The sequence below is a fragment of the Pseudoalteromonas sp. TB25 genome (assembly GCF_000497995.1).
GTDB lineage: Bacteria > Pseudomonadota > Gammaproteobacteria > Enterobacterales > Alteromonadaceae > Pseudoalteromonas > Pseudoalteromonas distincta.
In genome coordinates this window covers 1-2,404 of the sequence record NZ_AUTI01000013.1, presented here as the reverse complement: position 1 = coordinate 2,404, position 2,404 = coordinate 1, and the positions used below count along the sequence as shown (strand labels likewise).

Sequence of the window (2,404 nt, the reverse complement as noted above, 5' to 3'; positions counted from 1 at the left end):
GCCGCTTGTGCGCTGTAAAACTTGCGTGCTCTACGGTTGTAACTAGCAGAGTAAGCCATGAAGTTGTGGTAAACCCAGGCGACGAAGTGCATGTATCACTAAGTACCTCGCACCCATTAGCGGTTTATAAACAAAAAGCTTAACTACCTTGTAACTTACATAAACCAAAAAAGCCCATATATGGGCTTTTCAATAGGTATTGCTATGTAGGTTACTAACTAAAGTCGAAGCACTACCACTCAAACATGTAGGCCATTTTACTTATTGTTTTTAGCGGCACATTATGTGAGTTTCGTTTAGCGTATAGGTGCTGCATAGCTTTGTCTTTTACTTCACCCACTATCACTTCTTTTACTTGATAACCTAAAGCAACGGCAGCTTGAGAGTAAGCTATAAATTCCCACTTTTTAATATTGGTGTTATCTACAATCACCAATGGAATGCCTTGAGCAAGTGCATTTATAAAGCGCGCCAAATTTAAATTATGAAATTGTGGTAACTTAAATTTATCGAAATGATATTCGCCCTGCTCATTATTAAAGTAATCATCAGTTGAGCAAATTAGATACTGACTTTCGTCGGCTCCACCTAATTCGTCAGCAAGGCTTTGCGCGTAGTAAGACTTACCACTTCCTGGTAGTCCTCGTAAAATAAAAACTTGTTTCATAGCATCGATTTTTTAAGGGTGAATAAATATTAATTTAGTTTGGATGTTAATAATGCCACAAAATCATTAAATTTCAGAGCAACAAATCATAATAGTGGCAATTAAACTCTAAAAACTGTTTAAAAATAAACCGCATGCATAAAAACTTTTAAAGAGTTGCCCACAATAGTTTTTTTATTTAACTTTACTAGGTAAGATACAGGGTTCAAGTGCAGCGCCGTTTATGTGCAATTTATGCCCGAGTGTTGCGCACAGTTAAAATAAAATAGTTAGGCAACTTATATCATTGGAGTGAAGATGAGCCATTTAGCGATTTCAGAGCTATTAAAAGGCAATGTTGCGGTAGACAGCCAAGTAACAATTAAAGGCTGGATCCGTACTCGCCGCGATTCAAAAGCAGGAATTTCATTTTTAGCCGTTCATGACGGTTCGTGTTTTGATCCTATTCAAGCGGTAGTTCCTAATTCACTGAATAATTATGATGAAGTTACTAGCTTAACAGCCGGTTGTTCTGTGTCGGTTACTGGTGTTTTAGTTCAATCTGCTGGCCAAGGTCAATCTTACGAAATTCAAGCTAACTCAGTGACTGTATTAGGTTGGGTAGAGAACCCAGATTCATACCCAATGTCGGCAAAACGCCACAGCATTGAGTACTTACGTGAGCACGCTCACCTTCGCCCTCGTACAAATATGATTGGCGCGGTAACTCGTGTACGTAACTGTTTAGCACAAGCTATTCACCGTTTTTACCACGAGCAAGGCTTTTACTGGATCAGCACGCCAATCATTACGGCAAGTGACTGTGAAGGTGCTGGCGAAATGTTCCGTGTATCAACGCTTGATATGCAAAACTTACCACTTACAGACAAAGGCGAAGTTGATTACAGCGAAGATTTCTTCGGTAAAGAAGCATTCCTTACTGTATCTGGTCAGTTAAATGGCGAAACTTACGCGTCTGCAATGTCAAAAATTTATACATTTGGCCCTACATTCCGCGCAGAGAATTCAAATACATCTCGACACCTTGCAGAATTTTGGATGGTAGAGCCTGAAGTAGCGTTTGCTGATTTAGAAGATATAGCAAAACTTGCTGAAAACATGCTCAAGTATGTGTTTAAAGCCGTACTTGAAGAGCGCCGTGATGACATGGAATTTTTTGCACAACGTGTAGAAAAAACCGCAATTACGCGTTTAGAAGAATTTGTAGATAAAGACTTTGCACAAGTTGACTACACAGACGCTGTAGAAATCCTTAAAAACTGTGGCAAAAAGTTTGAGTACGCTGTTGAATGGGGCGTAGATTTACAGTCTGAGCACGAGCGTTACCTTGCAGAAGAGCACTTTAAAGCACCGGTAGTTATTAAAAACTACCCTCGTGACATTAAAGCATTCTACATGCGCCAAAACGAAGACGGTAAAACCGTTGCCGCAATGGACGTAGTAGCGCCTGGTATTGGCGAGATCATTGGTGGTTCACAACGTGAAGAACGCCTTGATGTGCTTGATGCACGTTTAGAAGAAATGGGCTTAAACAAAGAAGATTACAGCTGGTACCGCGATTTACGTAAATACGGTAGCGTGCCACATTCAGGCTTTGGTTTAGGCTTTGAACGCTTAGTTGCTTATGTAACAGGTATGGGCAACGTACGTGACGTTATTGCCTTCCCTCGTACTAAAGGCAGCGCAACTTACTAATACTAAGTTAGCCGTTTATAAATACTAAAAACCAGCCAATTG

2 protein-coding genes and 1 pseudogene are annotated in these 2,404 nt (G+C 40.2%); 2 read left to right on the top strand and 1 reads right to left on the bottom strand.

Going from position 1 to position 2,404, the window contains the following annotated elements; translation table 11 throughout:
• Positions 1-143, top strand: a pseudogene (locus tag L652_RS1000000125235) (ABC transporter ATP-binding protein); the annotation flags it as partial.
• A gap of 89 nt (positions 144-232) precedes the next feature.
• Here L652_RS1000000125235 and L652_RS0100200 read toward each other — a convergent pair.
• A complete protein-coding gene (locus L652_RS0100200) occupies positions 233-667 on the bottom strand; it encodes an ATP-binding protein (protein WP_002961231.1) in 435 nt (144 codons plus the stop codon).
• 297 nt (positions 668-964) lie between these two features.
• On the opposite strand from L652_RS0100200, the gene asnS reads away from it, so the two are divergent.
• Positions 965-2,362, top strand: a complete 1,398-nt coding sequence (gene asnS / locus L652_RS0100195; RefSeq protein WP_024596826.1) for an asparagine--tRNA ligase — start codon at positions 965-967, stop codon at positions 2,360-2,362.
• Positions 2,363-2,404 lie beyond the last annotated feature (42 nt).

Bases quoted from the DNA above. Each gene is read 5' to 3' on its own strand.
- L652_RS0100200 (WP_002961231.1), bottom strand. From the start codon at position 667: ATGAAACAAGTTTTTATTTTACGAGGACTACCAGGAAGTGGTAAGTCT.
- asnS (WP_024596826.1), top strand. From the start codon at position 965: ATGAGCCATTTAGCGATTTCAGAGCTATTAAAAGGCAATGTTGCGGTA.